Source organism: Micromonospora sp. GCM10011542, from assembly GCF_042650685.1.
Classification (GTDB): domain Bacteria; phylum Actinomycetota; class Actinomycetes; order Mycobacteriales; family Micromonosporaceae; genus Micromonospora.
In genome coordinates this window covers 288361-314612 of sequence record NZ_JBHSBO010000040.1, presented here as the reverse complement: position 1 = coordinate 314612, position 26252 = coordinate 288361, and the positions used below count along the sequence as shown (strand labels likewise).

Below are 26252 nucleotides of genomic sequence, written 5' to 3'. Positions count from 1 at the left end.
GATCCGCCACCGATCCGCCTCGGGTGGCGGCTCTGTGATGGCCTTCCTCGGCATCCCGTGGGCCGGTAATCCGGACGTCCCGCAGGAGGTCCGGAGGAGTGCTACCTGAAGCTGGGCTTCCGGGCGACCGGCGAGCAGAGTGGTAGCCAAAACCTCGAATAACTCGAGGCCACGCCGCACAGGTTAAAGATCAAGCTAGTCCGGGCGAGCAGCCCGGCCTCCTGCTTGGCGCCGACGGCCGACACACCTGAGGTGCCGGCCCTCGAACCGGGGTGGTGGCCGGGCGCAGGAGCGCGCCCGGCCACCACGACCGACGTCAGGACGCTCCTATGCCGCGTCAAGTGGTTGGGGTGGGGTTTCGAGGCGTCGGTAGATTTCGCGGGCGACGTAGCGTTTGAGGCAGCGTTTGATCTCGCGGTCGGTTTTGCCTTGGGCGCGGCGGCGTTCGGCGTAGGCGCGGGTGTCCTCGTCGCGTTGTAGGCGGGTCAGGACGATGGTGTGCAGGGCGCGGTTGAGTTGACGGTCGCCGGATCGGTTGAGTCGGTAGCGGACGGTTTTGCCGGAGGACGCGGGAATCGGGGCGGCGCCGGCGAGCATGGCGAACGCGGCGTCGTTGCGGCAGCGTCCGGGGTGGGACCAGGCGGTGAGCACGGTGGCGGCGACGATCGGTCCGACGCCGGTGAGGTCGAGCAGGTCAGGTCGCCAGGAGCGGACGATCGCGCGGATCGCTTTTTCGTGTTCGGCGGCTTCTGCTTCGAGGAAGCGGACGCGGCGAGCGAGGTCGCGCCACACGGCCAGGCTGGTGGACACTTCGATGCCGGCGCTGGTGGTGGGGCGTAGTCGGGTGGCGGTGGTGAGCATGGCCCGGGTGCTCTGGCCGCGGAAGCGGGCCCGCACCACCTCGGGAGCGGTGATCACCAGAGCATGCAGCTGCCGCTGGGTGGTGGCGCTGGCTTCCACGGCTGCCCGGCGGGCGGTCAGCCGTGCCTGCAGTGCGGCCCGTTCGGGGCCGGTCTTGGGCTGGGCCAGGCGGGTGCGGGCCAGGGCGTCGCGGGCGGCGCGTTCGGCGTCGATCGGATCGGACTTCGCCCCCGCGCGGCGGGTCGGGCGCAGTGGCCGGTCCAGCTCGACGACCAGCTCCCCGGCGTCGGCCAGGTGTCGGGCTAGACCAGCGCCGTAGCCGCCGGAGCCCTCCAGCGCCCAGGCCCGCAGCCCCGAATGCTGCTCGGCCAGGGCCACCAGCTCGGCGTAGCCGTCTGGGTCGGTGCTCACCGTGGCTCTGGCGAGGACCCCACCGGTGCGGGTATCGAGCAGCGCGGCGGTGTGGGTGTCTTTGTGGGTGTCGACCCCGATGACGACCTCGACCAGTTCTGTCAGCATGGACATGCGTTCTCTCCTCACCGTGGGGACGCAACGCTCCGGTCCGGTGCGGAGATGGCAGGACTGTGATGAGACACGCCAGCCACTAACTGGCGGTCAAGCTCCTGATCAGGCCAACGTCTCCCGCCGGGCCGGCGCCGGCAGCAGCAGGTGGACAAGTCCGGTCGAAGGCACGAAACCAGTCAGAGCAAGAGTCACACCCACCGCTGCCAGCTATCAGCTCACCACTGCCGAGCCGACCCCGCCATGCTCACAGTCAGCGCTGACCGCCCAGGTACATCGCGTTGAACAGCATCCGATAGGTGCCGTGCGACTGGGCCCGGTGCTGCGGCTTGAAGCCGATCATCACCACCTGCCCGTCGCCCACCTTCGCGGTCACCACGGCCGCCTTGCCGCCGATGACGTCCTCACCGAGGAGGAAGCCGCTCTTCAGCAGGTTGGTCTTCGGCCAGGTGGCCCCCACCGTGACACCCTCGGCGCCGTCCTCGACCTCGAACGCCGGCCCGTCGGCGACGAACGCCGACGTGGTCGCGCCGAACCCGGCGCCGACCGGATCACCGGCGTCGACGTTGAGGTTGAGCACCGAACCCGGGATGTTGTACTTAATTTCCTCCACCCCTTCGGTGACGTCCTTGACCGGCACGTCGAACGCCTTGATCGGCAGCTGGGCAGCCCGGTTCAGGGTCACCACCGTGCCGCCCGCCTCGACGAACGCCTTCAGGTTGGCCACACCGGCGTCCGTCATTCCGCCGGTGTACTGCGGCGGCAGCGAGCCGGCCGCCCGGCCGTTGCGCATCGAGTTGTACGTGGCGTCGGGCAGCACGATCGTGTCGAACCTCGCCCGCAGGTCACCGGCCCGGACCAACGCGTTGGTCAGCTTCTCGTACCGGAAGCCGAACTGGTCCAGGATCAGCCGGGTCCAACCCTCGTCGTAGTTGTTGAAGCCGTCGTACAGGCCGATTCGGGGCGCGACCAGTTGCCGCACCTTCGCCGGCTTCGCGTCCACCGCGGCGATGCTGAGCCCGAACCGGGTGGCCAGCGCCGTCACCCGCGCGTCGGTGCCCGGACGCGGCGTGACCAGGAACGTCCCGGCCGGGAGCTTGCCGCTGCGGGTGGTCACCTGAGCGCTGCTGTACTGGACCTTCTCCCCCGCCGCGAGCAGGGCGTTCACGGCGGCCGAGCTGTCGTTGACCCGGGGGTCGAGGGCGTACGCGTACGTCGGCGCGCCCGCCACCGTGCCGTTCGGCACCATCGGCCGGTCGACTTGGACGGTGTTGGCCTGCACGGCCTGGTTGAGCTTGTCGACGGTGACGCCCATCTGGAACGACAGCGTGTATCCGGTGATGTCGTACGGCGGCTCGAGCGGGCCGCCGGGGTAGAGCCGCCGGTCCGGGTAGACCTGCGGGTTGAGCAGGTCCAGCACCGCCGCCCGGTAGGGCTGCGCCTCACGGACGAGGTAGCTGCCCGCCGGGTACGCGCGCTTGCCCACCGTGAACGGTTTCACCGCCCGCTCGACCCGGATGTTGTTCCAGCGCAGCTTGTCCACGAGCTTGGTGGCGGTCGGGAAGTCCGCCTGGTCCGCGGGGATCACGTAGGTGGTCGAGGCGCCGTTGCGTGCCCCGTCCTGGGCCATCTGCGCCGCGCCGTAGAGCAGGGCCTCCCGGTCGTCGCTGGCCACGCGCAGCATCGCCCACGAGGCGGTCTTGATGTAGTCGCAGCTCTGCGACAGGTGCCACTCGCCGCCCTTCCACGGGCTGGGGTAGAAGACCGACGGCTGGCTGGTGGAGGTGCCGTCCGCGAAGGTCTTCGGGAAGGTCGCGGGGTCGTAGACCTTCGGCGTCGCCGAGGCGTGCGCGGTCTCGGTGAGGATGCCGATCTGGTTGTGGTAGTACGGCGCGGTCCGGGCGCCGCCGTTCCACCAGATGTCGTACGACTGGCGGGCCAGCGCTCCGCCCTTGCCCTCGCGATCCAGCCGCTGTCCCATCGCGTCACCGACGATGTTGACGCCCCGCACCACCTGGGGGTGGATGTTCGGGTTCAGCGGGTCCTCATAGGGCGGAATGCTGATCCGGGCGGGAAAGACCGCGGTCTGGTGCACGTTGTGCATCACCTGCGGGATCCACTCGTGGAACAGCTGCCGCCCGACGTTCTGCGTCTCCTGCAGGTTGAACATGTACCAGTCACGGTTGTTGTCGTGCCCCGCGTACTTCTGGTACAGCTCCGGATAGCCGGCATCCTGGTAGGGCCCACCCAGGTTCTGCCGGTACCACTCGGCGACCTTCGTGCCCCCGTCCGGGTTGACGTTCGGCACCAACAGGGTGACGACATTGTCCCGGATCGCCCGCGCCTCGGGCGTCTCGCTGGTCAACAGGTCGTAGGCGAACTGCGGGGCGGTCTGGTGCCCAGCGACCTCGGTCGAGTGGATGCCGAAATCGACCCAGGCGACGGCCTTGCCGTTCTTCGCCAGGGCACGCGCCTCGGACTCGGAAAGCGAGTCGCCCTGGGAGAGCTTCACCGAGGTTTCCCGGTAGCGCCGGAGGTTCGCCTCCTTGAGGTTCTTCTCGGAGGAGACGATCGCCATCAGCTGTGGCCGCCCCTCGCTGGTCTTGCCGATCTCAACCAGCTTCATCCGGTCGCTGGCCCGGTCGAGCGCCCGGTAGTAGTCGGCGATTTGCTCGTAGGTGGCGAGCTTGTAGTCGGCACACGGCGTCCAGCCAATTACCGACTCAGGCTTCGGTACGCGGTTCGAGGCGGTAGCGTTGGTCGCCGACGTCAACACCGGCGTACCGGCGAGAGCCAGCGCGCACACGACCGGCACCACGGTCCGAGACAGTCTTAGTTTCACCTGATACCCCTTCGCAGTAACGGCGGAAAAGGGTCCGGCAGGGGCGGCCGCGCCAACTCGGATGGCTTGATTCAACAGGCTGCAATCGATATCTGGAGCCCCCCGGGTGGCAATTGAGCAAATCTTGAGGCGGGCACCGGCGTCGATGAGATGCCGAAGGGCGGGCATCGACCGCCCGCCCTTCGCACGTCACTGACTGAGCTCGGCGACCTCCTCGGCGGTCAGGCGGAGCGCTCCGGCGGGAGCCGCACCCCGCGCGGCGGCGGTGGGCGGGTCGGCGGGCCGCCGCAGATGCCAGTCCGTCACCGCCTGGTACGCGGCCACCACCGACAACAGCCGGTCCTCGGCGTACGGCAGGCCGCCCAGGATGGTGCCGATCGGCAGCCCGGCAGCGGTGGACCCGATCGGGAAGGCGATCTCCGGCAGGCCCAGGATGTCGAAGGGCACCGGGTCGGTCTGCACCACCACGTCGCAGGCGTCGAAGAGGTCGTGAAGCACCCGATCCATCAGCAGCAGCCGGGCCCGCTGGCTGGTGATGAACTCGTTGCCCCCCATCAGCGCTCCCTGCAGCCAACTGGTCACCGACACCCCGAAACCGCGCAGGTCCGTACGCAGGTACGGCATGAACGGCTCGCTGCGCTCGGGTAGCCGGGCGTTGTTGAAGGTATTGCCGGTCAGCACGCTCCACTCTTCCGGCAGCGGCACGTCCACCAGCGTGACGCCGGGGATCTCGGCGAGCTGTGCCAGGTACGCCGCCCGGGCCAGCGCGGTGGGCGAGGTCCCGCTGACGAAGCCCGGCAGCACACCGATCCGGGTCTCCCAGCGCAGCCTGACGCGCTTTCCCTGGTACACCGGGCTCGCCGCGTCGATGAGGTTAGGTACGTCGGGCAGGCCCTGGCTGCGCGGGTCCGCGGGGTCCTCGCCGGCCATCGCGGTCAGCATGATCGCGGCGTCCTTGGCGTCCCGCGCCAAGGGGCCGGGGTGGTCGCGGGTGTAGGTGAGCGGGATGATGCCGGCCGCCGAGACCCGGCCCATGGTCGGCTTGAGGCCGGTCAGGTTCTGCGCGTTGGACGGGCCGGTGATCGAGCCGCCGGTCTGCGTGCCGATGCCGGAGGTGGCCATCCGACCGGCCACCGCGGTGGCCGTGCCGGTGGACGACCCGCCCGGGTCGGTGCCGCGGTTGGTCGGCGCCCAGGCGTTCACCGTGGTGATCACACCGGCCGGCGTGGTGGCGCGGGTGGTCGCCAACGGACCCATCTGGGTCTTGCCGAGCACGATCGCGCCGCTGGCCTTCAGCCGGGTCACCGCGGTCGCGTCGTACGGCGGAACGAAGTCGCGGAACAGGAAAGAGTTCGCGGTGGTGCGGACCCCCTCGGTGTAGTAGTTGTCCTTGACTGCCAACGGGATGCCGTGCAGCACGCCGCGCCGATGCCCGTGTGCGGCGTCGCGCGCCGCCGCACCGGCTGCGTCTGCGAGCACCAGGTTGAACGCCTGGTAGGTGCCGTCGTGCCGGGAGATGCGGCCCAGGAGCGCCTCGACCAACTGGAGCGGGCTGAGCTTGCCGGCGCGGATGAGCCAGGCCGCCTCGGCGATGGTGAGTTCGGTCGGGTCGGCACGCGCCTCCGGCCGGGGCTCGACGTAGGCGTTGGGCTGGTCCAGCGCCCGCATCCTGGTGCCCAACCCGGTGTTGCTGGACCGGGTGCCGACCGCCAGCGCCACCTCGGGCAGGGCGACGGTGGCGCCCACTGCGGAGGCGGTGGCGAGCGCGGCGGCGCGGGCCAGGAACGCCCGGCGGTCGACCGTGCGATCGAGTGGTTCGGCCGTCATGACTTCCGCCATTCGGTGCTGTTCGCAGGGTAGAGGACCGGCACGTGCTGCTGTGACAGCGCGATCGCGACATCGGGATCGGTGCCACTCGGAGCGGGCAACTGGTAGGCGGCGAGCGTCGCCACGGTGCCCCGCACGAAGGAGCGCAGCGAGGCGAGCACCGAGTCCCGGCCGGGCGAGCCGGTCTCCGGGTCAGGGGCGGTGCCGGGCGGAAGTTGGTCGAGGTCGATGCCAAGTGCGGCGAGGCGGGCGCGGATCAAAACGTTGAGTTCCGCATCCGTCGGCGGTGTAGGTGCCATGACGCTCCCAGGTCCGGCGACAAGCGTGTCGCGTGTTCCGGTCAAGTGACCTGAACGTAGGCCGGTCGCGATCTCTGGCAGTGCGCCCCGGCAACAAGTTGAGGAAGACTTGAGTTTGCCGATGCCCCGATGGTTGGCATCCGGGCGGTTTGCGGCTGCACTACGGGCCGGCCGGGCGACGAGACAGCACCGACGGCGGACTCGCTGCCCACGCCGTGCGGCGCGACGCTGCGGGCGGACTTCGTCTGCAACATCCCGCGCAGCGCCTCCGCCGCCGATCCGGCACACGTGTCGCTCTACAACCACGGCCTGCTGGACAGCCCGACCGAGATCAACGCCGGCAACGTCAAGGCCATGTCGGCCACGTACGACTTCACCTTCTGCGCGACCAGTTGGATCGGCATGGCCGCCGCCAACGTCCCTTACGTGGCCGGCGCCTTCGCTGACCTCAGTGCCTTCCCTGCGGGCGGACCGGCTGCAGCAGAGCTTCCTGAACTTCCTCTTCCTGGGCCCGGGCGATGATCCATCCGGGCGGGTTCGCCGCCGACCCGGCGTTCCAGGACGCCGACGGGCGATCGCTGATCGACGTGGCCGGCGGGCTGCACTACGACGGCAACAGCCAGGGTGGCATCAACGGCGGCGCGCTCACCGCCATCGCCCAGGACTGGACCCGGTCGGTGCTCGGCGTGCCGGCTATGAACTACTCCACGCCGCTGCAGGGAAGCGTGGACTTCGCCCCCTTCCAATTGATCATGAACGAGTACCACCCGGACGAAGTCGACCAGCAGCTGAACTTCGCACTGCTGCAGACGCTCTGGGACCGGTCCGAGACCAACGGGTACGCCCGGCACATGACCGACAACCCGTTGCCGGGCACCCCGGCACATCAGGTGCTGATGCACGTGGCCTTCGGACGCACTCAAACAGCGAGCGGGCGGTGCCGGCCAGCACCCGGTGATCGTGCGTATTCTCAACAGGCCGCCGGGACGATGACCTTGGCCGCCTCCGATCCCTGTGCCTCGCCTCGGCAGCTGTGACGGGCGGTCCGGCGGCGGGGCCGTTCGCGCCCCTGGGAGCAGGGGGAAGGCGGTCCACGCATGTTCAACACGGCGCGCCTGCAGGTCGTGCTGGAGATCGCCCGACACGGGACCATCGTTGCCGCAGCCGAGCAGCTCCGGCTCAGCCCGTCCGCCGTCTCCCACCAGCTCGCCACGCTGGAGCAGGAGGCCGGGGTGGCGCTGGTGGACCGGGGGCCCCGCAGCCTGCGGCTCACCGTGGCAGGCCAGCGCCTGGCCGACTACGCGCAGCAGATCATCGATCTGATGTCGGTCGCACGCGACGAGTTGTCCGCCCACGGGGAGGGCCGGCGGGGACTGCTGCGGATCGGTTTCTTCGCCACGGCGGGCACGGAGCTGCTGCCGCGCGCTCTGTCCAGCTTCACCGCCAACCACCCTCAGGTCGAATTGGCGTTGATCCTGGGCCAGCCATCCGACCTGCTTCCCCGGCTCAACCAGGGCGAGCTCGACCTCGTGATGGTGTTCGCGCATCCGCTGAGCCCCACCCCGGAGGTTCCCTTCGCGAAGGTCTCCCCGCTGATGGTTGATCCACAACTGGTGGTGCTGCCGGCCGGCCACCCGCTCGCCGGGCGGCGGCTGCGGCTCACCGACCTGGCTGACGAGCCGTGGATCACCACGCTCGGTGTGCAGGGCGAGGTCTCGGTGCTGGAGTTGGCGGCGCGCGCCGAGGGGTTCCAGCCCCGGATCCGCTGCCGCAGCGACCACTACGAGGTGGTGCTGGGCCTGGTTCGGGCCGGCGTCGGCGTCGCGTTGGTGCCGTCGTTGGGTCTGCGCGACCCCGGCGAGGTGGCGGTCCAGCCGCTCGCCCACGCCAACCTGCATCGGGAGATCGGGGTGGCGTTGCGCCCCGGCAACCCGAACCCGGTGGTCGGCAGCTTCGTGGACCGGCTGACCGACGCCGCGGCGGCGCTCAGTCAGGAGCTGGTGCAGCGGTGGCCGCGTGTGCCGGCGAGCCGGTCGACGACCGTGCCCCACCGCCGCAGCTCCGCCACGGTGGCCCGCTCCGCACCGGACGGGAACGCCGCGATCACGGCGTAGACGACGGTGTGCCGGCCGACGACGATGCCGGCGTCGACGCGTACGCCGGTGTCGGTGCCGGTCTTGTTCATGACCTGGACGCCGGCGGTCGACCAGGGGTCGTGGCGGATGGCGTCGGCGACGAGCGTGCGGTCGCTGTTCCGGGCGAGCCACCCGCGCAGGAGTCCGGACGCCCGCTGGTCCTGCCAGGTTCCGGTCGCCACGCCGGCGAGGAAGACGCAGAGGTCGTGGGCGGTGCCGGTCGCGAACGTCGGGGGTACGTCCGGGCCGCGGGCGGCCCGGATCCGGTCGTGCACCATGGTGTCTCGAAGGCCGCTGCGCCGGGCCAACTCCTGAACGGCGTCGAGCGTCACCAGCCGCAGCAAGGCGTTCGTGGCCGCGTTGTCGCTCACTGCGGCGACCGCGGTGGCGAGGTCGGCGACGGTCCACCGTCGCGGCGAAAGCAGGCCGAGCAGGCCGGTTCCGCCTAGTGCCCGGTCGTCGTCGAGCAGGTCGACCGGCTGGTCGGGGGCGAGGGACCCGTCGGCGAGGCGGCGGGCCACTTCGCCGAGCAGCAGCAGCTTGCCGACGCTGGCGAGCGGCAGGACGAGGTCCGGGTCGTGCGCGAGGATCTGACCGTTGTGCAGCCGTCGCACCATCGCACCGATCCGCGTCGGGGCGGCCGGGCCGTCGGCGGTCACGTCTGCCCCGGCGTGGCAAGCTCGCGGTCCGGTACGGCCAGCACCCGACCCGGTCGGGCGTCGGTGACCCGGTCACCGTCCATGACGACCCGGCCATCGACCACGACGTAGCGGACGCCACGCGGCGGCGCGAGCGGGTCGTCGTAGGTCGCGCCGTCGGCTGCCTCTGCGGGGTCGAGGACCACGAGGTCGGCCGCGTACCCGTCGGCAAGCAGACCGCGCCCGGCCAGGCCGAAGCGGCGGGCGGGCATCCCGGTCATCTTGTGCACGGCCTCGGCCAGGTTCAGCAGGCCCACGTCACGGACGTAGTGGCCGAGCACCCGGGCGAAGCTGCCCGCCCAGCGCGGGTGGGGCCGCCCCGGCTTGGGCACGCCGTCGGAGCAGAGCATCGCCAGCGGACTGGCGAGTACCCGCCGCACGTCGTCCTCCCGCATCGAGTGACTGAGGATGGTCACGTTGCCGCCCTCGGCTGCGAGCAGGTCGCAGACGCAGTCGACGGGGTCTACGCCGCGGGCGGCGGCGAGGTCGGCGATGGTGTGCCCCTCGGCGTCCGGGCTGGTCGGCGCGGACGCAACCCGGATCAGGTCCCAGCCGCCGTTGCCGACGGTGTTCTCCCAGCCGGGCAGCCCGGCGGCCAGGTCGGCGCGGATGCGGTCCCGGACCGTCGCCTCTCGGACGGCGATGAGCATCGCCGGCACGCCGTCGGCGATGACCCAGGGCGGGAGCAGGGCGTGCAGGGCGGTGCTGCCGGCGGTGTACGGGTAGACGTCGCAGAGGACGTCCAGCCCTTCGGCCCGTGCCCGCTCGAGTCGGGCCAGGGTACGCACCGTAGCGCCCCAGGAGCGTCGCCCGGCCGTCTTGTGGTGCGAGACCTGCAACGCCGCCCCGGCCGCGGTGGCGATCTCGATCGCCTCCTCCAGCGCCGACTCGACCTGCGACATCTCGTCGCGCAGGTGTGTCACGTACGGCTTGCCGTGCGCGGCGGCGACCCGGGCGAGCGCGATGACCTCGTCGGTGCCGGCGTTGACCCCGGGCGAGTAGATCAGGCCGGTGGAAAGTCCGGCCGCGCCGGCGGTGAGCGCCTCGTCGAGCAGCGCGCACATGAGCCGGAGCTCGTCGGCGCTGGCCCGCCGCTGCGCGAAGCCAACGACCGCGGCGCGGAGCGTGCCGTGGCCCACTAGGGCGGCGAGGTGGTTGCGCCGGGCCGCGCCCTGCGCGGCGGCGAACTCCGCGAAGGACGCGTACGTCGCCGCGGGCGGGCCGAACGTCGCCGCGACCAGGTCCCGCACCATCTCGGCGCGCCCCGCCGGGACCGGGAAGGGACTGATCCCGCAGTTGCCGCAGATCTCGGTAGTGACGCCCTGGCGCAGCGGAGCGAAGCGCAGCGTCTCTCGCTGCTCGTCGTCGCCGGCGAGCAGGTCGGAGTGGGTGTGCACGTCGATGAAGCCCGGGGTAACGACCAGGCCGCCGGCGTTCAGGACCGTGGCGGCGGCGCTGCGGCTGCCTGGTGGCAGCAGCAGCAACCGGCCGTCCCGCACCCCGACGTCGGCGCTGCGGGCGGGCGAGCCGCTGCCGTCGATGACCTCCCCGCCGGTGACCAGCAGGTCGAGCTCCATCACAGCACCTTGGACAGGAACGCGCGGGTCCGTTCGTGCGCCGGCGCGGCGAGAACCTCCCGCGGCGGGCCCTCCTCGATGATCAGGCCGTCGTCCATGAAGACCAGGTGGTCGCCGACCTCGCGGGCGAACCCCATCTCGTGGGTCACCACGATCATCGTCATGCCGCTCGCCGCCAGGTTTTTCATCACCTCCAACACCTCGCCGACCAGTTCGGGATCGAGCGCCGAGGTCGGCTCGTCGAAGAGCATCAGCTTCGGCGACATCGCCAGGGACCGCGCGATGGCCACTCGCTGCTGCTGCCCGCCGGAGAGCTGCGCCGGGTAGTGGTGCGCCCGGTCGGCGAGCCCGACCCGGTCGAGCAGGTCACCGGCGCGCTTGCGCGCATCGGCCACCCGGACGCCCTTCACGGCGACCAGGCCCTCCATCACGTTCTCCAGCGCGGTGCGGTGTGGGAAGAGGTGGAACCGCTGGAAGACCATGCCGATCGACTCGCGCTGCCGGCGCAGCCGGGCATCCGGCAGCGGTCGCAGCCGCCCGCCGCGCTCCTCGTACCCGATCAGCTCGCCGTCGACGTAGATCCGGCCCGCCTGTGGCTCCTCGAGGTGGTTGAGGCACCGCAGCAGGGTGGACTTGCCGGACCCGGAGGGGCCGACCACGCAGACCACCTGGCCGCGCTCGATGACCAGGTCGATGCCCCGCAGCACCTCGAGGCGGCCAAAGCTCTTGCGTACCTGCCGGCACCGCACCATCGGCTCGGTCATCGCGCGCTCCCGGTGAACCGCAGGTTGCGGCCGATGCGTCCGCGCAGCGTGCCGGGGACGGTGGTCCCGAAGCCCCGGCTGAACCGGCGTTCCAGGAAGTACTGGCCGACGCTGGCGACGGTGGTGAGGACCAGGTACCAGATGGACGCGACGATGAGCAGGGCGATCACCTCGAAGTTGGTTAGGTAGAGCCGCTGGGCGACGGTGAGCAGGTCGGCACCGGCGATCACCGAGACCAGCGAGGTGGTCTTGAGCATCGAGATGAACTGGTTGCCGGTGGGCGGGACGATGATCCGCATCGCCTGTGGCAGCACCACTCGCCACATGATCTTCGCGCGGGACATGCCGAGGGCCGCTGCGGCCTCCTGCTGGCCGGGATCGACGGCGCGGAGTCCCGCACGGACGATCTCGCTCATGTAGGCGCCCTCGTTGATGCTGAGCCCGAGCAGCGCCGCGACGAAGCCCGTGACGAGGGCGTTCGTCTCCCAGGTCACCAGCTTCGGGCCGCCGAAGGGCACGCCGATACCGATCTCCGGGAAGATCAGCGCGATGTTGAACCAGAAGATCAGCTGGACCAAAAGTGGCGTGCCCCGGAAGAACCAGACGTAGGCCGTAGCGCCGGTGCGCAGGATCCGGCTGTCGGAGATCTGCATCAGGGCCATCACCACGCCGAGAACCACGCCGATCAGCATCGACGCAACCGTGAGTTGGATGGTGACCCACAGCCCTTCCAGGATGACCCGGTCGAACTGGTAGTCGACGACGATGTCCCAGTGCAGGTTGGGGTTGACGGCGATGGACCACCCCAGCCAGGCCAGGACGAGTGCGACCACCCCGGCGGCCAGCCACCGCCCCGGTCGGACGGGGTGGCTTATCTGGTTGGCCTGCGGGGTGTCCGGCCCCGCGGGCACCGGGTCCGCGGCGCGTACCCGCTCGTCGGCCGTACGGTCCACGGGCGTGCTCACTTCTGGTTGTTGACGGTGGCCGCCTGGACGGCGCTGCCGGTCACGCCCCACTTCTCCAGAATCTTCGTGTACTCGCCGCTGCCGATCAGCTCCTGGAGCGCCCGCTGCACCGCGTCACGCAACCGGCTGTCCTTCTTGTCGACCGCGATGCCCCATGGGCCGGCCTCGTACTGCGCCTCCAGCACCTCGTACTTGCCGCTCTCCTGGGCGAGCAGCTTGGCGACCGGGTAGTCGACGATGGTGGCGACGGCCCGGCCGGCATCGATCTGGAGCAGGCCGGTGGGGGCGTCCTCGCTCTGCGAGATCGTCATCTTCTTCGCGCACTTGGTGTTCTGACCCTCGCCGATGGCGAGGTTGGAGCTGCCCTTGGCCAGGACGACGGCGCGGCCGCACAGGTCGGCGAGATCCTTGACGCCGGCGGGGTTGCCCTTGGCCACCATGATCGAGCCACCGGCCTGAAAGTAATCGACGAAGTCGACCGCCTTGCGCCGCTCCTCGGTGTCGCTCATCGAGGACATGGCCAGGTCCCAGCGGTCGGCCTGCAGGCCGGGGATGAGACCGGGGAAGCTCGCGTTGGTCATCTCCAGCTTCAGGCCGAGCCGCCCGGCGATGGCGGCGGCCAGTTCCGGGTCGACGCCAATCAGATCCTGGGTGCCCGCCTTGTACATCTCCATCGGTGGGTAGCCCTCCGCGGTGGCGACCCGGAGGACACCCTTCCCCTTGATATCGGCGGGCACGAGGTCGGCGGCCTTCGCGTCGGCGGCGACGGAGGCGGCCCCGCCGGACTGCGGCGTCTGCCCGCTCGTCGAGCGGCCACAACCCGTTGCCGCGATCGAGATGGTGACGAGACCGATGACGACGTGGAGCGCACGCTTCCTGAGCACGGCAAACCTCCTGGCTGGGCGACTGGCGGGACCCTATCCGGGATCAGCCAGCGTGAACAGCCTGAGTGCTGTGCATGGTATGCATCTAAAAAGTCGACGCTAGCTCAGACCTCCAGGTCCCCCTTCGCCCGAGCCGCAGCGGCGACAATGGCCTCACACTGATCTGGGGTGTAACGGCCGGCCGCCTGCCACCGGCCTGAGGCCTCCACCACCCGGCGGACGAACTGGCCGTGGTTGGCGAACGGCGCCGCCTCCCAGACCCGGTCCAGGAAGGTCTCCCCGTCCTCGTCGCGGATGCTGTCGTTCGGGACGCCCGTTCTGATCGACCCGAATACGACCTCCGGCTCGATCCGCTTCACATAGGGGTGGTAGGGGTTGAACTCCCCGGGGACCGGGTCGGAGATGTAGTACGGGGCCAGGGTGTACCCGTGCGTCGTGAAGTGCATGGGAACGTCGGTCGGCTCGATGGCGGCGGCGAGGTCGCCGTTCAGCTTGAGGTCCTTGAAGAAGGTGAATTCCCGGTAGCTCGGCGTGCCATCGCGGACGACCATGAGGGTCGGCCCGTAAAGGATGGACTGGATCGCCTTGTCGTTGAGCGCCTTCTCGGCCCGGAAGCTGAAGGGCATCGAGATGTCGATGGTGTCGCCTTCGGTCCATTGCCGGTCCAGCGTCAGGTAGGTGCCGGGCGCCGCGGCCAGATCCTGGCGGGTCCCGTTCACCGACACCGTGTAGCCCGTCCGTGCCCAGGAAGGCACCCGGAGCCGGACCTTCAGCCGACCCTGGCCCTTGTCGAACCTCAGCCTGCTGGTGCCCTGCGTCGGATAGGCGGTCTCCTGGGTGAGAACGAATCCCCGGTCGGGCCAGGTGAGCGTGGACGCGATGAAGAGGTTGACGTAGAGCGTGGATTCGTCGGCGGACCGGAAGTAGATTGTCTCCTGGTACTTTGTGTGGCTCTCCAGACCGGTTCCGTTGCAGCAGCTGCCGTTTCCGCCGTACCTGCTGTATTCGATGACGTTGCCGATCTTCCGCGATCTGCCCGGCCACATGTTCTGGTGGTAGGTCACCTCGGTGCTGGTGACGCTGTCCACGTCCCGCCGGGAACTCAGTATCTGGTTGTGGAGAGCCTTCTCGTAGTAGTCCATGTACGCCGGATCCTGGTCGTGGAAGAACAGATTCCGGGTGAGGCGGAGCATGTTGTACGCGCAGCACGTCTCGGCGTGCCTCGGGTCCGAGGACGAGGTGAATCCCGAGGTGATGACACCGCGCTGGCGGAAGTGTTCGCTCTGGCCCGCGCCGCCGTTGCTGAAGATGCGGTGCGGAACGACCATCGACCAGAAGTTCCTGGCCGCGGAGTGATAGTCCGCGTCGCCGGCTTGCTCGAAGATCCGCAGGTATCCGATGTTGGGAGCCATGTACTGGTTGGCGTGCCGTCCGCTCAGTTCGTCGCGTCCCGCGATCGAGGCGTCGAACAGGGTGGTGAAAGTGAACGCCTTCGCCGTAGCGAGGTACCGGGCCTTTCGCTCCTGGTCGGGCGCGAGCGCTGAGAGTTCCGCCAGCACCTCGTTCATGGACCCGGCCTCGCCCGCGCTGTAGATGTTCCACATGGCGTCGAGGTCGGCCCGGCTGATCGGACTCAGTCGCCGGTGGGCCCAGTCGCTCATCCGGAAGGCGATGTCGAGCGCCTCCTCGTTGCCGGTCAACTCGTAGGCGTTCAGAAGTCCCCGCATGATCTTGTGGCAGGTGTACCACACGGCCCAGACCGCGTTCGGGCCGCTGTTAGATTGGAACGTGGGCGGTTCGAGCCGAATGAACTGGCCCTCCGGGAACGCGGCGAGGAAGCCGGGGTGACCCGTGCCGATGATCCTGGCGTCACGACGGTTGACCGAATGGTCGACGGCGGTTTCGCCGTCGTCCTCGAAGCGGTAGCACGCCAGCAGGTCGGCCGGAGTCGGCGACGGGCCGTCCGAGCTGAGCGCCTGGACCTCGGCCGGGTCGAGCGCCCGGGCGTAAATCCGGAAGTCGTCCACGACGGCGTTCAGGAAGGGATCGTTCGTGTTCTGGGATCGTCCGATCCAGTTGTGGACGAACTGTCCGAGCGCGGCGGGGGTCAAAGTGATCGCGCCGTTGCCGGCCTCGACCCCGTTGACGTAGAGCCGGCCGACGCCCGTTGCCGAAAGCGTCACCGCGAGGTGTGCCCACTCGCCGACGGGCACCTCGGTGCTGCTGGTGATCCGCTGCTCGTTGCCGCTGCCGAGGTTGGTGATGGCGAAACGCGGGCCGGCGCCGTCCTTCGCGGTCAGGGAAAGGTAGGAGCTGGATCGCGTGCCGAAGTGGAAAATCCTGGCGCCGGTCTGAGCTGCCGCCAGGTTCACGGAAACGGCGATGGTGAGCTCGGTGACGCCGTCGAGAATGCCTGGTGGCAGCAGGACGTACTGGTTCGGGTGCGGGTCGCCGAGCCGCAGCGCCCTGCCGGACCGGCCCGGCACCCGACCCAGTTCGCGCCCGTCCAGTGCCCGCTGGCACTTGCCTAACTCTTCGACGAGGTAGTCGAGCTTGTCGACGAAAATCTCCTCGCCCGTGGCCGCGTAGGCCTGGGCGAGCATCGTCAGGTAATGCCCGGTGAAATGCCCACGCAGCAGGTGCCGGGGAGTGTCCCAACCGCCCGGCCAGGTCCCGGGAGCGGGCAGGCCGGCGTTGACGCGGAAAAGATGCAGCATCCGGTCGGGGCCGTCGAGGAGCCCTCCCGTGCCGGGGTAGTTCCGGGCGTAGTTCAGCATCCGGTCGCGCTTCTGCCGGAAAATGCCATCGTGCAGTGTCACCTGGTTGAGGGCGAACGGCTTGACCGACCAGTTCGGGCCAACCCAGCCGGGCCGGGGGGCGGTGCCGGGCGTGGCCAGGCCCGCAGTGGCACGGGCCCCTTGAGCGGCTGTGGCGGGGAGGACGGATGCCACAGCTGGGACCGAGGCGGCCAACGCGCCCAGGCGCAGGACTGTTCGGCGGGGAAACTGCTTGCTCATCTGACGCTCCTACGCTTTCGGATCTGACAGGGGCGGCCCCGATCCTGGCGACCGCGCGAACGCCCATCGGTGCCCTCGCTCCTGGTGCCGGGCAAGCCGGCACGATCGGCGCGGACCGCTGGCCGGTGACCGGCTTGGTGCGCGCCGTCGGAAGAGGGGTGGTTGGCGGTGGGGCCGGGTGGCCCCACCGCCGTAACGGTTACGTGCCCGAGGAGTACAGCTGGGAGATCTCCGCCGGCGACAGCGCCCGGTCCCAGACGTGCACCTGATCGACGCCGCCCGGCCAGAAGTCGACCTTGCCGCTGCCAAAGCGGGCCCGGCCGACCGTGAACGGGCCGGTGGACGCGTCGTTGAGGCACTGCTGGAACGAACTCTGTCGCACGCCGTCGACGTACAGCGAGTGCTCGCCCGCGGCGGCGTCACGCACGCCGACCACGTGGTACCACCGGCCGACCTCGGGCGTGAACGTGGACAGCGCCCGACCACCGCTCGTGCTGAACGAGAACTTGTTCGTGTCCCCGGTCTTCTGCAGGAAGAAGGTGGACGTGGTGGGGCCGTCCTGGCCGACCGCGGTCAGCCACCCGTTCAGCCGGTCGAGCTTCACCCAGGCGGAGACGGTGAAGTTGCCCGAGGTGTCGACGATGGGCCCGGCCGACTCGGCGTGGGCGCCGGTGCCGTTGAACTGCAGGCCCGCGCCGGTCTTGCCGGTCGACCACGCGGCGCCCTGCTGCAGGGTCAGGTGCTTGTCGCCCACCGCGTCGCGGGCGACCGATCCGCTGCCCTCGTCCAGGGGCCAGTAGTCCAGCCCGGTGAGGCCCGCAGTACCCGGCGGATACTGCGGCGGAGGGCTGGTCCCGTCAGCACTGCGGATGATTTCCTGGTTGACGGCCCGCACCTGGTCGAAGTCCATCTTCTGGACCTGCCGGTCGTAGGTGTAGAAGCCGTTGACCTCGTGCTCGACGTCGGTGATCTGCGTGTAGATGCCTCCGGATAGCCCGCACCGGTTGGCGGCGCGCAGCAGGTCATGCTGGTTCTCCACGTAGCGGCGGGTGAGGGTCGCGGAATCCGGGGTCATCTCGTATGCGCTGCCGTCGCCGAACCACATGTGGCCGGGCACCTCGAGGCCGAAGCCGCCGTGTTCACCGTCGATCGCGACGCGCCGCGCGTCCGGCGTCGGGCTGGCTGGCCCCACGTACTGGTGGTGGTCGATGACATCACCCTGTCCGGAGTCGCCGAGGGACAGGCAACAGTTGACGCCGGAGTGGGCGATGACCAGGCGGCTCGGGTCCCAGGCCTTCACCTCGTTCGCGATGCGGCCGGTAGCAGCCTGGCTCCACTCGCCCCAGCCCTCGTTGAACGGTACCCAGCCGATGATCGACGTCCAGTTGTCGTGCTGGTCGACCATCGCCCGCAGTTCTTTCTCGAACTGCTCCTGCGCGGCCGGTGGCGGGGTGTTGTCGGCGCGCGACTTGGCGAAGTCGACTCGCATGGACGGCATGTCCTGCCAGACCATCAGGCCCAGCCGATCCGCCCAGTAGTACCAGCGGTCGGGTTCGACCTTGATGTGCTTGCGGATCGTGTTGAAGCCCAGCCGCTTGTGTTCTGCGATGTCGAACCTGAGGGCCGCATCAGTCGGCGCGGTGTTGATGCCGTCCGGCCAGAATCCCTGGTCGAGCGTGGACATCAGGAAGGTCGGCTCACCGTTGAGCGTGATTCGCGGTCTGCCGTCGGCACCCTTCGCGGTGCCGATCTCTCGCATGCCGAAGTACGACTGTACGGTGTCGACAGGCTTACGGCCGTCGAGCAACCGCACCTTGAGCCCGTAGAGGAACGGCGAGTCCGGTGACCACAGCTTCGCATGCCGCACCGGCACGGTGAGCGTGCTGCCCGCGGCTCCTGTCACGCGTGCGACGAGCTTCTCGCCGTCGTAGACGGTCGCCTCGGCGGTCAGGCCAGCTCCGCCACTGATCCTGGGCGTCAGACTCAGGGTGCTGGCGTCGATGTCCGGCGTCATGTCCAGGGCCTCGACGCGGGCGACGGAGACCGGTTCCATCCACACTGTGCGCCAGATGCCCGAGCTGCCGGTGTAGAAGATCCCGCGGTCGGGGACGTTGCGCTGCTTGCCGACCGGCTGCCACGTTCTGTCGGTCAGATCCGTGACTCCGACAACGATCTCCTGGGCAGCAGCGGCGGTCAACGCATCGGTCACGTCGACACTGAACGCGTCGTAGCCACCACGGTGACTGGCGACCTGGTGGCCGTTCACCCACACCGTCGCGTCGTAGTCAACGGCGCCGAAGTTGATGATCAGCCGCTGCCCGTGAGAGCCGGCACCGACACGCCAACTTTCCGGCACGGTGAAGGTCCGTCGATACCACATGTTGTCTTCGTGGCGTTGGATGCCGGACAGGGCGGACTCGATCGGATACGGCACGAGCACCCGCTCGGCCAGGTTGCGACCGATCGGTGGAGCCTCGCCCTCAACGGCGCCCGCGAACTCCCACACCCCGTTGAGGTTCTGCCACTGCTTGCGGGTCAACTGTGGGCGCGGGTACTCCGGCAACGCGTTGGTGGGCGACACCTCGTCCGTCCAGGGAGTGGACAGCGGCGCAGTCCCCTTGGTCCAGCCCGTGTCGGTCGCTTTCTCGGGTGCCGCGACGGCGGGCCCCGCGGCCAGCAGTGTCGTCGCGGCCAGCATGACGGCGGCTGTCCGACCCGTAGCTCCACGAGCCCTGGATCTCTCGGATAACCGGGAAAAACTGATCATGTAGTTGAGCCCCTTCATGAGGTGCGAACGCCCCGTGACTGTCGGTGCCGCCACCGGCAGGAGTGGTCACCGCCTGCCGCGAGTCCGGCGACGAGCACGACGCTCACGACAACCGGACTCATTCGCTCCACACTGGACTTCTTCCGCTCAGCAGCAGCACCACAAGGCAAGAATGCATTGTGCGCGTTAACATCAACGCTGGTCAACCCCAATCGCCGGTCCGGCGTGCGCCCTGTTTCTTTGGCCGCGAAGTATTGACACCGTCCTCTGCGCTGGTATGTTAACGCTCACTTCAGCGCCGTCGACGCACTTCTATGACCGCGATCGCTCTCGTGGGCGCGTCCGACCCGGACGGACAACGGCTGCCTGTTCCGGCGCCGGCCGCGCTCAGAGAAGACGCCAGGAAGGCCATCATCTATGCGCACCCACCGCCTCGTCGCTGGCCTGGTCACCGGACTCATCGGGGCAGTGCCCGCCGGCTCCCCCGCCCTCGGTGCCGACACGCCCGCGACGCTCAACTACTCGATCAACGTCGACGCCAACGGTGCCGGCCCCGCCATCGACCCCGCCATGTACGGCGTCTTCTTCGAGGACATCAACCGGGCCGCCGACGGCGGGCTCTACGCCGAGCTGGTCCAGAACCGCTCCTTCGAGTACCTTCCGGTCGACAACCGCTCGTACACCGGCCTCACGTCGTGGAGCGCGGTCTCGTCCTCCGGCGGCAGCGGCACCATCGCCGCCGCCGACGACGACGGCCGCCTCAACGAGCGCAACCGGACCTACCTCACGGTGACGCTGAGCAACGCGGGTGCAGGCACCTACGGCGTGCTGAACTCCGGCTACAACACCGGCATCGCGGTCGAGGCCGGCAAGAGCTACGACTTCTCGGTCTGGGCCCGCACCGACGCCGCGGGCGGAACCCCGCTGACCGTTTCGGTCCGCAACCAGGCCGGCACGGCCACCTACGCGGCGCCGGTCCGGCTTTCGGTTCAGGACGACACGTGGCGCCGGTACACCGGCACGTTCGTGGCCACCGGCACGACCGACGCGGCCCGCCTCGCGGTGGAGGCCGCGGGCACCGGCACCCTGCGCCTGGACATGGTCTCGCTCTTCCCCCGCGACACCTTCAAGGGCCGCCCCAACGGCCTCCGCAGGGACCTCGCCGAGAAGGTCGCCGCCCTTCGGCCGGGATTCCTGCGTTTTCCCGGTGGGTGCATCGTCAACACCGGCAGCATGTACGGATACGACGCGGCCAGCGGCTACCAGCGCGCCCGCGCCTACCAGTGGAAGGACACGATCGGGCCGGTCGAGAAGCGCGCCACCAACGCGAACTTCTGGGGCTACAACCAGTCCTACGGCCTCGGCTACTACGAGTACTTCCAGTTCGCCGAGGACATCGGCGCCAAGCCAGTGCCGGTGGTGCCGGCGCTCGTCACCGGCTGCGGGCAGAACCGGGCCGTCGACGACGAGGCGCTGCTGCAGCGGCACATCCGCGACACCCTCGACCTCATCGAGTTCGCCAACGGCCCGACCACCTCGACCTGGGGTGCCGAGCGCGCGGCGATGGGCCACCCGACACCCTTCGGTCTCGACCGGCTCGAGGTCGGCAACGAGGAGAACCTGCCCGACGCCTTCATGGCCCGCTTCGTGAAGTTCCGCGACGCCATCGCGGCCGCGTACCCGGACATCACCGTCATCAGCAACTCCGGGCCGGACGACACGGGCACGACGTTCGACCGGGCCTGGGAGCTCAACCGCGCCAACGACGTGGACATGGTCGACGAGCACTACTACAACAGCCCCAGCTGGTTCCTGCAGAACAACAAGCGCTACGACAGCTACGACCGCGCCGGCGCGAAGGTGTGGCTGGGCGAGTACGCGTCGCAGGACAACAAGCTGTCCAACGCCCTTGCCGAGGGCGCGTACATGACCGGCCTGGAACGCAACGCCGACGTGGTGACGATGGCGTCCTACGCTCCCCTGCTCGCCAACATCGACTACGTCCAGTGGCGACCGGACCTGATCTGGTTCGACAACGACCAGTCGTGGGGCTCGGCCAACTACGAGGTCCAGAAGCTGTTCATGACCAACCTCGGTGACCAGGTCGTGCCGAGCAGCTTCACGGGGGCCGTCAGGACCCCGCAGCCCGTCACCGGCGCGATCGGGCTCTCCACCTGGCGAACCGCCGCCAGGTACGACGACGTCACGGTCACGGCGGCCGACGGCACCCAGCTGTTCCACGACGACTTCTCCACCGGCGCCGATCGGTGGACGCCGCTCACCGGCCGCGGGGCATGGTCGGTGGTGGACGGCGCCTACGTGCAGTCCGACACCACGGCCGAGGACACGATGGTCGAGGCGGGTGACGAGAACTGGCGCGACTACGACCTCAGCGTCAAGGCGACGAAACTCTCCGGCGCCGAAGGATTCCTCGTCGGCTTCGGAGTCAAGGACACCGGCAACTACTACTGGTGGAACCTCGGCGGCTGGAACAACACGCAGGGCGCGGTGGAGAAGGCCGTCGACGGCGGCAAGACCACCCTGATCGCCAGGCCCAACTCCATCGAGACCGGCCGCACCTACGACATCACGGTCCAGATCCGCGGCACCAAGGTCACCCTGCTGCTCGACGGGCAGGCGTGGGGCAGCTTCGACGACAACGCCGTCACCGAGCCCTTCGCCCAGGTCGTCACCCGCGACGCCGCCGCCGGTCAACTCATCGTCAAGGTGGTCAACGCCCAGAGCGCTCCGGCCCGCACCACTATCAACCTCGGTGCCGGCGTCCGGGTCGCGAACAAAGCGCAGATGACCGTCATCAGCGGTGACCCGGAGCAACTCAACACCCGCACGGCACAGCCGATCAAACCGGTGACCAGCACGATCAAGGGCGTCGCACCCACCTTCACCCGGACGTTCGAGCCCAACTCGGTCACCTTCATCCGAATCCAGACCAGGTAGGAGCCACCCGAGATGAGCATTCACCTCACCCGACGCACCCTCCTGCGCGGCGGCCTGGGGGTGGCGGCGACCGGGCTGGTCCTGCCCGCCACCGCCCAGGGCGCGCAGGCGGCGCCCGCACCCGTCGCGACGGACGCCGAGATCTACGGCGCCCCGACCACCAACCCGCTGGTGTGGCAGCGGGCCGACCCGTTCGTCACGCCGCGCACCGACGGCCTGTACTACTTCACCGCGTCAGTGCCGGAGTACGACCGGCTCATCGTGCGTGCCGCGCCGACCATCGAGGGCCTGGGCGGTGCCGCGGAGGCGGTGGTGTGGCGCCGTCCGGCCAGTGGAAGGATGGGCGGCCACATCTGGGCGCCCGAGCTGCACCGCATCGACGGCCGCTGGTACATCTACTTCGCGGCCGGCGACTCCGACAACGTCTTTCGGATCCGGATGTACGTCATGGAGTCCGTCGCCGCCGACCCGCGTGAGGAGAGCGGCTGGTCTGCGCCGCGTCAGATCGTCACTCCGTGGGACAGCTTCGCGCTCGACTCCACGACCTTCGCCCACGATGGGCAGCGCTACCTCGTCTGGGCACAGAGCGAGCCGGAGATCAGCACCAACAGCAACCTCTACATCGCCCGGATGACCTCGCCGTTCGCCATCGCTGGCAACCCGGCGCGGATCGCGACGCCGACCAGATCGTGGGAGGTCCAGGGCTTCCGGGTCAACGAGGGGCCGGCGGTGATCAAACGGAACGGCCGGATCTTCATGACCTTCTCGGCCAGCGCCACCGACGCCCGCTACTGCATGGGCCTGCTCACCGCGGACGCGCGAGCCGACCTGCTCGACCCGGCCACCTGGAGCAAGAGCCCGGACCCGGTGTTCACCACGAACGAGCAGACCCGCCAGTACGGCCCGGGGCACAACAGCTTCACCGTGGCCGAGGACGGCGAGACCGACGTGATGATCTACCACGCGCGTGACTACCGGGACATCGTGGGCGACCCGCTCTACGACCCCAACCGGCACGCCCGCGCCCAGCGCCTCTACTGGCACGAGGACGGCACGCCCCTCTTCGGTGTCCCGGTCGGCAAGGGCGGGCCGATCCTTCGGCTGTCGCCGGCGGACGCCCCCTCCACGTTCGTGCGCCACTACGCGTACCTGCTGCGGGTCGATTCGAAGGTGCGCGAGCTCGCCGACTCCCAGTTCCGGTTCGTGCCGGGGCTCGCGGGAGACGGAACCGTCTCGATCCAGTCGGTGAACTTCCCGGACCGCTTCTGGCGCCTGGACGGCACGACCATCCGGATCGACCCGGTGCAGGACGGGGGCGGCTACGCCGCGCAGGCCAGTTTCCGGCGCCTGCCGGGCCTGGCGAACAGCAACGGCGTCTCCCTGGAGCTTGCCGGCCGTCCCGGCCTCTACGTCTGCCACGACAGGGGCACCCTGACGGTTGGCAGGCGCTCCGGATCGAGGTCGACGTTCTGGCTCAGCTGACGGATCTGCGGCACTCGGCTACGCCGGAGTATGGGAGGAACACCAGCGGCGTTACAGTGATCGAGGACATCAAGCAGAAGGTAGGAGCAGGTGCCACTGGGAGGCTCAGCGAGTCAGGCGGGAACCGGCAGCGTAGGCCGCCCGCGCGCGACGATCATGCGGGACGTCGCACGGCTCGCCGGGGTTTCCCACCAGACCGTCTCCCGGGTGCTCAACAATCACCCGAACGTGCGGCAGGAGACCCGGGAGCGCGTCGTGCAGGCGATGGAGGCGCTCAATTACCGCCGTAACCTCGCCGCTCGCACGCTGGTCACGCGGCGCTCGGGGACGCTCGGCATCATCGGGTTCGAAAGCACCCTTTTCGGTCCCGCCTCGATGCTGTACGCCATCGAGGACGCCGCGCGGGACGCCGGATACTTCGTCAGCGTGGCCACCGTTCGCCAGCTCGACCGGCAGTCGGTCCTCGACGCGGTCGACCGGCTCACGCAGCAGTCGGTCGAAGGCATCATCGCGATCTCGCCCAAGCCGGCCGTCACCAACGCGCTGGCCCAGGTCGCGTCGCTTCTCGCCTGCGTGGACGTGGGCGGCGGCGCCGGTGACGACAGCGTCCCGACGGTGCGGGTCGACAACCGGGCCGGCGCGGCCCTCGCCACCCGCCATCTCCTGCAGCTTGGTCATGCCACCGTGCACCATGTCGCGGGCCCGGCGGACTGGCCCGAGGCGATGGAGCGGGTCGACGGCTGGCGCGACACCCTGTACGAGGCCGGTGCGGTCGTACCGCCGATCCGACCGCAGGCATGGAGCGCCAGATCCGGCTACGAGCAGGGCCAGAGGCTGGCCGCCGACCCGGCCGTCACCGCGATCTTCTGTGCCAATGACCGGATTGCGCTGGGCGTGCTGCGAGCGCTGCACGAGGCCGGCCGGCGGGTGCCCGACGACGTCAGTGTCGTCGGGTTCGACGGCATGCCCGACGCCGAGTTCTTCCTCCCCCCGCTGACCACCGTCCGTCAGGACTTCGCCGAGCTCGGCCGGCTGAGCATCGACGTGCTGCTTCGCCGGATCGACTCGGCCGGGCACCCCGCCGAGCACCTGCTGCTGGAACCGGAACTGATTCTCCGGGAGAGCTCCGGCAGCCCGAGGGGTTGACCGGGCGTCGCGGGCGGAGACGACACCGCGAGCCGGGTCGTGGTGGCCACCGGACCTCAAACGCGCAGCGGCAGCCCGTTCTGGTGCAGACGGAAGGCGTCGAGGTCGCCGGGGTCGACCGCGAGACGCAGGTCGGGAAGCCCGGATGCGATCCGTTCGAGCATGATCCGGCTCTCGAGCCGGGCCAGGTGGGCGCCGAGGCAGAAGTGGATCCCGTGCCCGAAGGCGATGTGCCGGCGGACGTCGGTGCGGTGGATGTCGAACACGTGCGGTCGGTCGAAGACCGCCGGGTCGCGGTTGGCGCCCCACAACGACAACCCCACGCGATCGAGCGCTGGGATGAGCCCGCCGGCCAGCTCGATGTCCCGAAGGGCGAACCGCGGTGGCACGATCTCGACCGGCCCCCGGAACCGGAGTGTCTCCTCGACCACCGCCGCCGCTAGCGAGGGGTCCTCCCGCAGCGCCTGCCACTGCTCCGGATAAGTGAGCAGGAGGCGGATGCCGTTGACGATCAGGTCGACGGTCGTCTCCTGGCCCGCGATGAGCAGCAGTTGCACGAGGGCGACCAGTTCGTCGCGGTCGAGCCGGTCGCCCTGGTCCTGCAGGGTCACCAGCTCGGACATCAGGTCATCCGCCGGGTCCGCCCGGCGCCGGGCCGCGAGCTCGTCGAGGTACGCGCCGAACTCGACGACAGCCGCCGGGCCGTCCGGGCTGGCCGAGACGATCGCGGCGGACCAGGTCCGGAACCTCGGACGGTCCGGCTGCGGGATGCCGACCAACTCGGCGATGACGTTGACCGGCACCGGGTCGGCGAGATGGGTCACCGCGTCGATCCGCCCCCGCCGGCGCGCGTCCGTGACCAGCCGATCGGCCAGGTCGGCGATCCACGGCTCCAACCGGGCCGCCGCCCGCGCCGTGAAGCCGCCGCTGACGAGCCCGCGCAGCCGGGTGTGGTCGGGTGGGTCGAGGCTGATGAGCTGCCGGCTCTCGATCCTCGCCACCTCGTCCAGGTGGTGGCGGGCCGGCTGGTGCGTGCCGGGGCGGTGTCGGTGGATCTCGTGCCCGATCGCCGGGTGGCGCAGCCCCGCCAGCACGTCGGCGTGTCCGGCCACCACCCACAGCCGGTTGCCCGCCGGATCGATCTGGAGCACCGGCCACCCACTGTTTCGAACCCGGTCGTAGAAGTCGTGCGGGTCACGGCGGACCGCCGGGTCCCACAACTCTGACGCGCCGAACGGGGCGATCACGCTGCCTCCTCGCTGAGGACGTCCATCCTGTTCGGGCCGTCGCTGGCCTGCCCTGGCAGTCCGTGCCCCCGATCCGGTGCGGTGTGGACAGCCCGCAGGACCCGCCGACCGACAGATTGAGCGTTAACATAGAAGTGTTTCCTGGGCGTGTCAAAGGTCGGTCCTACTCGTACGTAAGGATTGACGGGGCCTGTAGTTAACGTTCACACTCCCTGGCACCGGGTGATCCCGGCTACCGGCGGCGGACCCGCCCCGGGCTCG

The 26252-nt window shown here is 69.6% G+C and carries 17 protein-coding genes and 1 pseudogene; 6 read left to right on the top strand and 12 right to left on the bottom strand.

The window, feature by feature from the left end:
- Positions 1-327: 327 nt before the first annotated feature.
- The 4 genes from ACFOW4_RS14845 to ACFOW4_RS14830 all read right to left on the bottom strand — a co-directional run bounded on the left by ACFOW4_RS14845 (position 328) and on the right by ACFOW4_RS14830 (position 6351).
- A complete protein-coding gene (locus ACFOW4_RS14845; RefSeq protein WP_377527936.1) occupies positions 328-1386 on the bottom strand; it encodes an IS110 family transposase in 1059 nt (352 codons plus the stop codon).
- 250 nt (positions 1387-1636) lie between these two features.
- A complete protein-coding gene (locus tag ACFOW4_RS14840; RefSeq protein WP_377527934.1) occupies positions 1637-4225 on the bottom strand; it encodes a M14 family zinc carboxypeptidase in 2589 nt (862 codons plus the stop codon).
- 189 nt (positions 4226-4414) lie between these two features.
- A complete protein-coding gene (locus ACFOW4_RS14835) occupies positions 4415-6052 on the bottom strand; it encodes an amidase (protein ID WP_377527932.1) in 1638 nt (545 codons plus the stop codon).
- Complete coding sequence (locus ACFOW4_RS14830; protein WP_377527930.1) at positions 6049-6351, bottom strand: hypothetical protein; 303 nt, start codon at positions 6349-6351, stop codon at positions 6049-6051. The genes ACFOW4_RS14835 and ACFOW4_RS14830 overlap by 4 nt, the downstream gene beginning before the upstream one ends.
- Positions 6352-6480: 129 nt before the next feature.
- Between ACFOW4_RS14830 and ACFOW4_RS14825 the strand changes: the two genes are divergently transcribed.
- From ACFOW4_RS14825 to ACFOW4_RS14815, 3 genes are read left to right on the top strand one after another with little or no spacing between them, the layout of a single operon-like run.
- Positions 6481-6873, top strand: coding sequence for a hypothetical protein (locus ACFOW4_RS14825; protein WP_377527928.1), 393 nt, complete (start codon positions 6481-6483; stop codon positions 6871-6873).
- The gene (locus ACFOW4_RS14820; RefSeq protein ID WP_377527927.1) at positions 6870-7388 is read left to right on the top strand and encodes a hypothetical protein; all 519 of its coding nucleotides are present in this window, start codon (positions 6870-6872) and stop codon (positions 7386-7388) included. Before ACFOW4_RS14825 ends, ACFOW4_RS14820 begins: the two co-directional genes overlap by 4 nt.
- Before the next feature lie 60 nt (positions 7389-7448).
- Positions 7449-8465 (top strand): LysR family transcriptional regulator, encoded by a 1017-nt coding sequence (locus ACFOW4_RS14815; RefSeq protein ID WP_377527925.1) that lies wholly within the window; start codon positions 7449-7451, stop codon positions 8463-8465.
- 47 nt (positions 8466-8512) lie between these two features.
- Here ACFOW4_RS14815 and ACFOW4_RS14810 read toward each other — a convergent pair.
- The 7 genes and pseudogenes from ACFOW4_RS14810 to ACFOW4_RS14780 form a co-directional block, all read right to left on the bottom strand.
- Positions 8513-9103 (bottom strand): annotated as a pseudogene (locus ACFOW4_RS14810) (serine hydrolase); the annotation flags it as partial.
- A gap of 38 nt (positions 9104-9141) precedes the next feature.
- Positions 9142-10761 carry an amidohydrolase family protein gene (locus ACFOW4_RS14805; protein ID WP_377527924.1) on the bottom strand — a complete coding sequence of 540 codons (1620 nt, stop codon included), beginning with the start codon at positions 10759-10761 and terminating at the stop codon, positions 9142-9144.
- Entirely contained in the window at positions 10761-11525 is a 765-nt protein-coding gene (locus tag ACFOW4_RS14800; protein WP_377527922.1) for an amino acid ABC transporter ATP-binding protein, read from the bottom strand. The genes ACFOW4_RS14805 and ACFOW4_RS14800 overlap by 1 nt, the downstream gene beginning before the upstream one ends.
- Positions 11522-12490: an amino acid ABC transporter permease gene (locus tag ACFOW4_RS14795; protein ID WP_377527921.1), complete on the bottom strand. Its 969-nt coding sequence runs from the start codon at positions 12488-12490 to the stop codon at positions 11522-11524. Before ACFOW4_RS14795 ends, ACFOW4_RS14800 begins: the two co-directional genes overlap by 4 nt.
- Entirely contained in the window at positions 12487-13374 is an 888-nt protein-coding gene (locus ACFOW4_RS14790) for an ABC transporter substrate-binding protein (protein ID WP_377527919.1), read from the bottom strand. The genes ACFOW4_RS14795 and ACFOW4_RS14790 overlap by 4 nt, the downstream gene beginning before the upstream one ends.
- A 104-nt stretch (positions 13375-13478) precedes the next feature.
- The gene (locus ACFOW4_RS14785) at positions 13479-16391 is read right to left on the bottom strand and encodes a beta-L-arabinofuranosidase domain-containing protein (RefSeq protein WP_377527918.1); all 2913 of its coding nucleotides are present in this window, start codon (positions 16389-16391) and stop codon (positions 13479-13481) included.
- 199 nt (positions 16392-16590) lie between these two features.
- Complete coding sequence (locus ACFOW4_RS14780; protein ID WP_377527916.1) at positions 16591-19089, bottom strand: LamG-like jellyroll fold domain-containing protein; 2499 nt, start codon at positions 19087-19089, stop codon at positions 16591-16593.
- Positions 19090-19575: 486 nt separating this feature from the next.
- Here ACFOW4_RS14780 and ACFOW4_RS14775 point away from each other — a divergent pair, with 486 nt between their 5' ends.
- The 3 genes from ACFOW4_RS14775 (at position 19576) to ACFOW4_RS14765 (ending at position 24744) form a co-directional block, all read left to right on the top strand.
- A complete protein-coding gene (locus tag ACFOW4_RS14775) occupies positions 19576-22116 on the top strand; it encodes an alpha-L-arabinofuranosidase C-terminal domain-containing protein (protein ID WP_377527915.1) in 2541 nt (846 codons plus the stop codon).
- Between the two features lie 12 nt (positions 22117-22128).
- Positions 22129-23598 carry a family 43 glycosylhydrolase gene (locus tag ACFOW4_RS14770; protein ID WP_377527913.1) on the top strand — a complete coding sequence of 490 codons (1470 nt, stop codon included), beginning with the start codon at positions 22129-22131 and terminating at the stop codon, positions 23596-23598.
- A 156-nt stretch (positions 23599-23754) separates the two neighbouring features.
- Positions 23755-24744 (top strand): LacI family DNA-binding transcriptional regulator, encoded by a 990-nt coding sequence (locus ACFOW4_RS14765; RefSeq protein ID WP_377527912.1) that lies wholly within the window; start codon positions 23755-23757, stop codon positions 24742-24744.
- Positions 24745-24800: 56 nt separating this feature from the next.
- On the opposite strand, the gene ACFOW4_RS14760 is transcribed toward ACFOW4_RS14765, so the two are convergent.
- On the bottom strand, positions 24801-25991 hold the full coding sequence (locus ACFOW4_RS14760; RefSeq protein WP_377527910.1) for a cytochrome P450: 1191 nt from the start codon (positions 25989-25991) through the stop codon (positions 24801-24803).
- Between the last annotated feature and the right edge of the window lie 261 nt (positions 25992-26252).

What these genes read in the sequence shown, in the direction of transcription:
- ACFOW4_RS14845 (WP_377527936.1), bottom strand. Translation starts at nt 1,386, where the DNA reads ATGTCCATGCTGACAGAACTGGTCGAGGTCGTCATCGGGGTCGACACC.
- ACFOW4_RS14835 (WP_377527932.1), bottom strand. Translation starts at nt 6,052, where the DNA reads ATGACGGCCGAACCACTCGATCGCACGGTCGACCGCCGGGCGTTCCTG.
- ACFOW4_RS14830 (WP_377527930.1), bottom strand. Translation starts at nt 6,351, where the DNA reads ATGGCACCTACACCGCCGACGGATGCGGAACTCAACGTTTTGATCCGC.
- ACFOW4_RS14825 (WP_377527928.1), top strand. Translation starts at nt 6,481, where the DNA reads ATGGTTGGCATCCGGGCGGTTTGCGGCTGCACTACGGGCCGGCCGGGC.
- ACFOW4_RS14820 (WP_377527927.1), top strand. Translation starts at nt 6,870, where the DNA reads ATGATCCATCCGGGCGGGTTCGCCGCCGACCCGGCGTTCCAGGACGCC.
- ACFOW4_RS14815 (WP_377527925.1), top strand. Translation starts at nt 7,449, where the DNA reads ATGTTCAACACGGCGCGCCTGCAGGTCGTGCTGGAGATCGCCCGACAC.
- ACFOW4_RS14805 (WP_377527924.1), bottom strand. Translation starts at nt 10,761, where the DNA reads ATGGAGCTCGACCTGCTGGTCACCGGCGGGGAGGTCATCGACGGCAGC.
- ACFOW4_RS14800 (WP_377527922.1), bottom strand. Translation starts at nt 11,525, where the DNA reads ATGACCGAGCCGATGGTGCGGTGCCGGCAGGTACGCAAGAGCTTTGGC.
- ACFOW4_RS14785 (WP_377527918.1), bottom strand. Translation starts at nt 16,391, where the DNA reads ATGAGCAAGCAGTTTCCCCGCCGAACAGTCCTGCGCCTGGGCGCGTTG.
- ACFOW4_RS14780 (WP_377527916.1), bottom strand. Translation starts at nt 19,089, where the DNA reads ATGCTGGCCGCGACGACACTGCTGGCCGCGGGGCCCGCCGTCGCGGCA.
- ACFOW4_RS14775 (WP_377527915.1), top strand. Translation starts at nt 19,576, where the DNA reads ATGCGCACCCACCGCCTCGTCGCTGGCCTGGTCACCGGACTCATCGGG.
- ACFOW4_RS14770 (WP_377527913.1), top strand. Translation starts at nt 22,129, where the DNA reads ATGAGCATTCACCTCACCCGACGCACCCTCCTGCGCGGCGGCCTGGGG.
- ACFOW4_RS14765 (WP_377527912.1), top strand. Translation starts at nt 23,755, where the DNA reads ATGCGGGACGTCGCACGGCTCGCCGGGGTTTCCCACCAGACCGTCTCC.